The 7,640-nt window shown below is 69.0% G+C and carries 7 protein-coding genes and 1 pseudogene; 7 read left to right on the top strand and 1 reads right to left on the bottom strand.

Features of this window, described 5'->3' with window-relative positions:
* The 4 genes and pseudogenes from ACIA5G_RS23390 to ACIA5G_RS23375 form a co-directional block, all read left to right on the top strand.
* Positions 1 to 422, top strand: a pseudogene (locus ACIA5G_RS23390) (ABC transporter family substrate-binding protein); the annotation flags it as partial.
* Between the two features lie 188 nt (positions 423 to 610).
* Entirely contained in the window at positions 611 to 1,627 is a 1,017-nt protein-coding gene (locus ACIA5G_RS23385) for an ABC transporter permease (protein ID WP_395926450.1), read from the top strand.
* Positions 1,620 to 2,549 (top strand): ABC transporter permease, encoded by a 930-nt coding sequence (locus ACIA5G_RS23380; RefSeq protein WP_395926448.1) that lies wholly within the window; start codon positions 1,620 to 1,622, stop codon positions 2,547 to 2,549. Before ACIA5G_RS23385 ends, ACIA5G_RS23380 begins: the two co-directional genes overlap by 8 nt.
* An 81-nt stretch (positions 2,550 to 2,630) precedes the next feature.
* Positions 2,631 to 3,647 carry an ABC transporter permease gene (locus ACIA5G_RS23375; RefSeq protein ID WP_395926446.1) on the top strand — a complete coding sequence of 339 codons (1,017 nt, stop codon included), beginning with the start codon at positions 2,631 to 2,633 and terminating at the stop codon, positions 3,645 to 3,647.
* A gap of 62 nt (positions 3,648 to 3,709) precedes the next feature.
* On the opposite strand, the gene ACIA5G_RS23370 is transcribed toward ACIA5G_RS23375, so the two are convergent.
* Entirely contained in the window at positions 3,710 to 5,488 is a 1,779-nt protein-coding gene (locus ACIA5G_RS23370; protein ID WP_395926444.1) for an ABC transporter ATP-binding protein, read from the bottom strand.
* Between the two features lie 113 nt (positions 5,489 to 5,601).
* Between ACIA5G_RS23370 and mshB the strand changes: the two genes are divergently transcribed.
* Genes mshB through ACIA5G_RS23355 form a run of 3 tightly spaced genes read left to right on the top strand, consistent with a single transcriptional unit; the run spans position 5,602 to position 7,620 of the window.
* Entirely contained in the window at positions 5,602 to 6,447 is an 846-nt protein-coding gene (gene mshB, locus ACIA5G_RS23365; RefSeq protein WP_395926442.1) for an N-acetyl-1-D-myo-inositol-2-amino-2-deoxy-alpha-D-glucopyranoside deacetylase, read from the top strand.
* Positions 6,444 to 6,836 carry a hypothetical protein gene (locus ACIA5G_RS23360; protein WP_395926440.1) on the top strand — a complete coding sequence of 131 codons (393 nt, stop codon included), beginning with the start codon at positions 6,444 to 6,446 and terminating at the stop codon, positions 6,834 to 6,836. The genes mshB and ACIA5G_RS23360 overlap by 4 nt, the downstream gene beginning before the upstream one ends.
* On the top strand, positions 6,829 to 7,620 hold the full coding sequence (locus ACIA5G_RS23355) for a hypothetical protein (RefSeq protein WP_395926438.1): 792 nt from the start codon (positions 6,829 to 6,831) through the stop codon (positions 7,618 to 7,620). The genes ACIA5G_RS23360 and ACIA5G_RS23355 overlap by 8 nt, the downstream gene beginning before the upstream one ends.
* The last annotated feature ends 20 nt before the right edge of the window (positions 7,621 to 7,640 follow it).

The following is a 7,640-nucleotide window of genomic DNA, read 5'->3' as shown; positions in this document are numbered from 1 at the left end:
TCATCTCGCAGGCCAAGGCCGCCGGCATCGAGGTCAAGGACGAGACCGACGCCAACTTCCTCAAGGGTGGCCGCGTTTCGACCGGTGACTACGACATCGCGCTGTTCGGCTGGTCCGCCCAGCCGTTCAAGGCGGAGTCGCGCTCGATCTACGTCTGCCCGGACAACGGTGGTGAGCAGAACTACCAGGCGCTGTGCGACCCGAAGATCGACGAGCCGTACACCGCTGCGGTGAAGGCGACCGACGAGCAGGTCAAGCTGCAGAAGTACCAGGAGGCCGACAAGGCCATCGCGGACGACTACGCTTCGCTGCCGCTGTTCCAGACGCCGAGCATGTGGGCGTTCAAGGGCATCGACCGCGTTTACATGCAGTCGTACGACGGTGTCCTGTGGAACGCCGGCGAGTGGGAAGCGAAGAAGTAGGGCTCGTCCCGACTCTTCTTTCCCCTCGCTCCAGATGACCTGGGAGGTACCGGGGGTCCGGCCACGAGCCGGGCCCCCGGTACCCACCGGAAGTAGCTGTTGACCGTAGGGTTACCACCACTACGGTAGACAACCGGGTAGCGGTCCAGCGCACTTCTGAAGACCAGGCCCGGATGAGGAGCAGTTCGTTGAACCTGGTGATCTACATCCTTCGCCGTTTGGCGATATCGATTCCCGTCCTCCTGGTCGGGACTTTCTTGTGTTTCGTCATGGTCGCCGGCACCGGCGACCCGCTGGGCGAGCTGCGGCAGAACCCGCAGATCAGCAAGGAAGCGCTGGCGGCCACGGCCACCAAGCTCGGTCTCGACCAGGGCATCATCCCCCGCTACTTCACGTGGCTCGGTGACTTCCTGAGCGGGAACTGGGGCATTTCCATCGCGCAGGGCAACGCCCTCGCGCCGGTCGCCCCGAAGGTGATGGCCGCGCTCGGCGTCACGTTCAAGCTGGTCGTCGGGGCCGAGATCCTCGCGCTGGTCATCGGCATCATCGTCGGTGTGCTGGCCGCGGTGAAGCAGTACTCGATCATCGACTACATCGCGACCACTCTCGCCTTCCTGCTCTTCTCGATGCCGATCTTCTGCATCGCGATCGTGCTGAAGCGCTACGCGATCGAGATCAACGGCTGGGTGCGCGACCTGGGCCTGTCCGACGTGCTCGGCAACCCGTGGCTGCGGACCACCAGCCCGGAGCAGCTGAAGACCGACGGCGTCGGGGACTTCATAACGAGCACGATCGGCGCGTACCTGCTGCCGACCCTGTCGATCATGGCGATCAGCTTCGCCGCGTACAGCCGGTTCCAGCGCGCCTCGATGCTCGAGGTCATGGGCTCGGACTACGTGCGCACCGCGCGTGCCAAGGGCCTCGCCAACGGCCGGGTCATCTTCCGGCACGCGTTCCGCAACGCCCTGATCCCCGTGACGACGCTGTTCTCGGTGAACTTCGGCTCGGTCCTTGCCGGCGCGATCATCACCGAGACCGTCTTCAACTGGCACGGCATGGGCACGCTGCTGGTGGAAGCGGTCACGAAGAACGACACCCAGGTCATGATGGGCTGGCTCGTGGTGATCGCCTCCCTCGTGATCATCGCCAACCTGATCGCCGACCTGATGTACGGCATCCTGGACCCGAGGATTCGCGTTGGCTGACTTGAACTCTCTTCTCGCGAGCGAAACCGCGAGCGCCGAAGGCACGCTCCCTTCGGAGGCCCTGCCGGAGCCGCGCAGCCAGGGCAAGCTGGTGCTGCGCAAGTTCCTGCACCACAAGCTGGCGATGGCGTCGACGGCCGTGCTGATCCTCATCGTGCTGCTCAGCATCCTGATGCCGATCTTCTGGAAGCACAGCTACCAGGACAGCTCGTTCCCGTCGTTCGCCAAGCCCAACGGCGACTTCCCGCTCGGCACGACCCAGGTCGGCAAGGACATGGTGTCGCAGGTGCTGCGCGGGACGCAGTACTCGCTGCTGATCGCGCTCACCGTGTCGATCCTCGCCACCGTGATCGGTGTTGTGTTCGGCGCGGTCGCCGGTTACCTGCGCGGGTTCACCGACTCGGCGATCTCCCGGGTGACGGACCTGTTCCTGATCATCCCGCAGATCGCCGCGGCGGCCATCCTCGCCAAGGTGTTCGGCGGCGGCACGTGGTACATCGTCGCGCTGGTGCTGTCGGCGTTCGCGTGGATGCCCATCGCCCGGATCACCCGGGCCGAAGCGATGTCGCTGTCCCAGCGCGAGTTCGTCGACGCGGCGCGCGCTTCGGGGGCCGGCGTCTCCCGGATCATCTTCAAGCACCTGGTGCCGAACATGGTCGGCAGCATCACGGTCAACGCGACCCTCGCGGTCGCGCAGGCCGTGCTGGCGGAAGCCGCGCTGTCGTTCATCGGCCTCGGTGTGCAGCTGCCGGACACCTCGCTCGGCCGCGTCATCCTGGAGAACTACGCCCAGCTGCAGACGCGGCCGGCGCTGTTCTTCGGGCCGTTCGTCGTGCTCGTGCTGATTTCACTGACGATCAACTTCATCGGTGACGGTCTCCGCGACGCCTTCGACCCGCGCCAGCGGAGAATGAAGGCCTGAACGCACGACGCGGGGGTGACCGGGTTCCGGTCACCCCCGCGTCCGTTCACCCCGTGAGGCCGCCGGAACTGGGGGTTTCGGATGAACCTGGTGCTCTACGCGCTCCGCAGGCTGGTCATCTCGATCCCGGTCCTGCTGGTCGGCACGTTCCTCTGTTTTGTCATGGTGGCCAACACCGGCGACCCGCTCGGCGAGCTGCGGAGCAAACCCGGGATCAGTGCGCAGGCGATCGCCGAGACCGAGCACAAGCTCGGCCTCGACCAGAGCGTCGGCTCCCGGTACTTCACCTGGCTCGGGCACTTCCTCAGCGGTGACTGGGGCATCTCGATCGCGCAGGGCAACGCGTTCACGCCGGTCCAGCCGAAGGTGATGGCCGCGTTCGGGGTGACGCTCGAGCTGGTGCTCGCCGCCTCGATCCTGGCGCTCTTCTTCGGTGTGCTGGTAGGGGTGCTCGCCGCGGTCAAGCAGTACTCGATCTGGGACTACGCCGCGACGACGCTGGCGTTCCTGATGTTCTCGATGCCCATCTTCTGCGTCGCGATCGTCCTCAAGGGGTACGCGATCCGCGCCAACATCTGGGTGCGCGACCTGGGCCTGGCCGACGTCCTCGGTGACCCCTGGCTGCGCACGACGAGCCCGGAGAGCCTCTCGGCCACCGGAGTGGGCGACGCGCTCGCGAAGTACGTCGGCGCGTTCCTGCTGCCGACACTGTCCATCATGGCCATCACATTCGCCGCCTACAGCCGCTTCCAGCGGGCGTCGATGCTGGAGGTCCTGGGCGCCGACTACGTCCGCACAGCGCGCGCCAAGGGCGTCTCGAACAGCCGCGTGATCTGGCGGCACGCGTTCCGCAACGCGCTGATTCCGGTGATGACGCTGTTCTCGGTCAACTTCGGCGCCACGGTGACCGGCGCGATCATCACGGAGACGGTCTTCAACTGGCACGGCATGGGCACGCTGCTGGTGGAGGCGGTCAACAAGAACGACCCCCAGGTGCTGATGGGCTGGCTCGTGGTGATCGCGGCGAGCGTCGTCATCGCGAACCTGGTGGCGGACCTGCTGTACGGCATCCTGGACCCCCGCATCCGCGTCGGCTGAAGCCCCGGACATACAGAAGGCCGCCACCCGAGCCCGGGTGGCGGCCTTCGTGCGTCAGGGCCTCAGTCGGCCACGGGGGCCAGCTTGCCGGCCTCCCAGGCCGCGCGGCGCTCGGCCTGCAGCACCGGGTCCGCGACCGGCGCCGCCGACAGCAGGCGGCGCGTGTAGTCCTGCTGCGGCGAGTGCAGCACTTGGTCGCGGGTGCCGACCTCGACGAGCTTGCCGTGCTGCATCACCGCGACGCGGTCGGCGAGCAGGTCGACCACCGCCAGGTCGTGGCTGATGAACAGGCAGGCGAACTGCAGCGACTGCTGCAGGTCGAGGAACAGGTCCAGCACCCGGGCCTGCACCGAGACGTCCAGCGCCGACGTCGGCTCGTCCGCGATGAGCAGCGCCGGGTCGAGCGACAGGGCGCGGGCGATCGCCACGCGCTGGCGCTGGCCGCCGGAGAGCTCGTGCGGGTAGCGGTTCATGTAGTGCCCGCCCAGCTCGACCTTGTCGAGCAGCGAACGCACGCGCGCCGACAGCTCCTTGCCGGACAGCACCTTGTGCAGCACCATCGGCTCGGCGATCGACTCGCCGATCGTCATCTTCGGGTCCAGTGTGGACGCCGGGTCCTGGAACACGATCGAGAAGAAGCGGCGCAGCGGCCGGATCTCCTTGGCGGACATCTTGGTGATGTCCTTGCCCGCGATCGCGATGGTGCCCTCGGTCGCCCGCAGCAGGCCGACGGCGCAGCGGCCGACGGTCGTCTTGCCGGAGCCGGACTCGCCGACCAGGCCGACGATCTCGCCCTTGGCGATGGTCAGCGAGACGTCGTCCACCGCGCGGTTCTTGGCCTGGCCGCGGCGGCCGGGGTACTCGAGCACCAGGTTCTTGATCTCCAGGGCCGGCGCGGCCTCTTCGATCACGGCTTCCAGCTCGGCGTCGGCCAGCCGGATCTCCTCGGCGATCTTGGCCGCCTCGGTGCTGTCGGAGGCGATGCCGGTGTCGAGCAGGCGGCGCCCCTCAGGGCGCTGGCCGAGCACCGGCACCGCGGCGAGCAGCCGCCGGGTGTAGTCCTCCTTCGGCGACGCGAACAGCTCGCGCACCGGCGCCTCTTCGACGATCTCGCCCTGGTACATCACGATGACGCGGTCGGCCATGTCGGCGACGACGCCCATGTCGTGGGTGATCAGCACGATCGCGGTGTCGAGGGTGTCGCGCAGCTTGCGCAGCAGGCCGAGGATCTCCGCCTGCACGGTGACGTCGAGCGCGGTGGTCGGCTCGTCGGCGATGATCACCTTCGGGTCGCAGGCGATCGCCATCGCGATCACGACGCGCTGGCGCAGACCGCCCGAGAGCTGGTGCGGGTACTGCTTGAACCGCAGCGGCGGGTTCGGGATGCCGACCATGTCGAGCAGCTCGACGGCGCGCCGGTCCGCGGCGGCCTTGGAGATCTCCTGGTGCGAGCGCAGGGCCTCGCGCAGCTGCCAGCCGACGGTGTAGACCGGGTTCAGCGCGGTCATCGGCTCCTGGAAGATCATCGCGACCTGGTTGCCGCGGATCTTCTGCATGTCCTTTTCCTTGAGGTCCGCCAGGTTGCGCTCGCCGAGGCGCAGCTCACCGGCGATCCGGCTGGTCTTGGGCAGCAGGCCCAGCACCGACATCGACGTGACGGACTTGCCGGACCCGGACTCCCCGACCACGGCGACGATCTCGCCGGGCTGCACGTCGAAACCGATGCCCTTGACGGCGTCGACGACGCCGTCCTCGGTCTGGAACGACACGCTCAGGTCGGAGATCGACAGAACGGATCCGGACACGCCGGCGACGTCCGCCGAAGTTGCTTCAGTGCTCACCAAGATGCCCTTCGTGGGGGTACAGACGATCGCGACGCGGCGGTCGCGACTCGCGCGAGGATAACCGAGGGTGTCCCCGACGAAGGTCGGAGCACGGGAATTACGCTCAACCCGTGATCTCCCCGGTACCGCGAAGGCTGCTGCTCGTCCACGCCCATCCCGACGACGAGAGCATCACCACCGGCGCCACGATCGCACGATACGCCGCCGAAGGCGCCGAGGTGACCGTGGTGACCTGCACGCTCGGTGAGGAGGGTGAGGTCATGGCCGGCCTGCCCGAGCTCGCCGGGCTGGGCGCCTGGGCCGCGGACCAGCTGGGTGGTTACCGCGTCGCCGAGCTGAAGGCCGCGTGCGCCGCGCTGGGGGTGTCGCGGCATCGTTATCTGGGCGGCACCGGCCGGTGGCGCGATTCGGGCATGGCGGGCACGCCGTCGGCGTCGCACCCGCGGGCGTTCACCGGCGGCGCCATCGAGGAGCAGGCCGCGCAGCTGGCGGAGATCATCGAGGAAGCCCAGCCGCAGGTCGTCGTCACCTACGACGCGTTCGGCGGGTACGGCCACCCCGACCACGTCCGCGCCCACGAGATCACCATGGCCGCGGCGCCTCGCGCCCGGTCCGTGGCGAGGGTGTTCCACACGGTGGCGTCGAAGAGCGCGGTGCGCGCCGGGCTGGCCGCCTTGCGAGCCGGGGATCCGCCCGCCTACCGCGTCCCGCCGGACGACGAGCTGCCGGCGACACCGGACGAAGAGATCACGACGACGCTCGACGTCACCGCGTACCTCCCGGCGAAGGTGGCCGCACTGCGCGCACACGCGACGCAGCTGACCGTGGTCGACGGCGCCGTCCCGTACTTCGCGCTGACGAACGAGATCGCCCAGCCGATTCCCGCGGCGGACTCGTTCGTGCTGGCCCACGGCCCGGCCGAGGGCGCGGCCGGCGACCTGTTCGGCGGGCTGTGACCGTGCCGGAGCCGCTCACCGGGGAGCAGCGGCTGTTCCTCGTCCTGCTCGCTCTCGACACGGTGCTGCTCGCCGTCCTGGAGCTGTTCTTCCTGCCGCTGCGGATCGGGGTGGTGCCGCTGCCGGTGACCGTGCTGGTCGGCGCCGTGACGACACCCTGGCTCGTGGCGACCACGGCCAAGCTGGTGCGGCCCGCTCTTTCGTGGGTACCCCTCGCCGTGTGGGTGCTCGTCGTCTTCGGGGTCGGCATGCTGGGTCCGGGCGGTGACCTCGTGCTGATCCAGGACTGGCGGGCGCTGCTCCTGCTCGGCGCCAGCGCGCTGCCCGGCGCGATGGTGCTCGGCGGTGGGCTGGGCCGTGCGGCGGGAAGGAAACCGGGACGTGGCTGAGGCAATTTCCGACCGGCAGGTCGTGGCGGTGTTGCGGCCGTTCGTGCGGGCCTGCGGGCCGATGCTCGACGCGCTGCGCGAGTCCGACCCGTTCGGGCTGCAGGCACGCGCCCGGCGGGAGGAGACCGACGACCTCGCCGGTGTCGAGTCCGGGCTCAAGGCGAAGCTGATCCACGGCGTGACGTCGGTGAAGGTGCCCGGCACGGCCGCGTGGGCGCGCATGACGGGTTACGACCGGTCGAGCTGGTGGATGAACCGCGTCGGGCGCTTCACGGCGCTGCTGACGTCGATTCCGGGGCTCGGCGGCGCGCTGGCCGACCGGCTGCCGGTGCAGGACGCGCTGGGCACGGCGTCGCAGGGCCTGCTGCTGTGCGCGATCGCGGGCGAGTACGGCGTCACCGACGTCGGCACGCGCGTGCGGCTGATCGCGTGGGTGCTCTTCGAGCGTGACATCGACCCCGACCTCGCGGCGGGCAAGCACCCGGACCACAACGAAGCGGCCGAGGCGGACGAAGCCGCGAAGCTGACCGAGGAACTGACGGAGTCGGAGAAGAAGCACGGCAAGGCGACGGTCAAGGCCGCGGCGAGCACGCTGTGGCGCCTCGGCCGCGGTCTGCTCGCGATCACCGGGGAGCTGGAGAAGCGGCCGCGGGGCAACTTCCTGCACCGCGCGATCGGCATGCTGCCGGTGGTCGGCGCGGCGGGCGACTACCTCGGCGAGCGGTCGGGGCTGCGGGTGGTGTGGAAGCGCGCGCACGTCTGGCTGATGGAGCACCGGGGCTGATCTTCCCGCTTGGCGAGCCG

Origin of the sequence: Amycolatopsis sp. NPDC051758 (assembly GCF_044453095.1) — a bacterium.
Classification (GTDB): Bacteria; Actinomycetota; Actinomycetes; order Mycobacteriales; family Pseudonocardiaceae; genus Amycolatopsis.
The sequence above is the reverse complement of the archived record's forward strand: the minus strand, read 5'-3'. Positions and strand labels throughout refer to the sequence as shown.

Excerpts from the sequence above, each read along its gene's own strand:
- ACIA5G_RS23375 (WP_395926446.1), top strand. The coding sequence starts at position 2,631 with ATGAACCTGGTGCTCTACGCGCTCCGCAGGCTGGTCATCTCGATCCCG.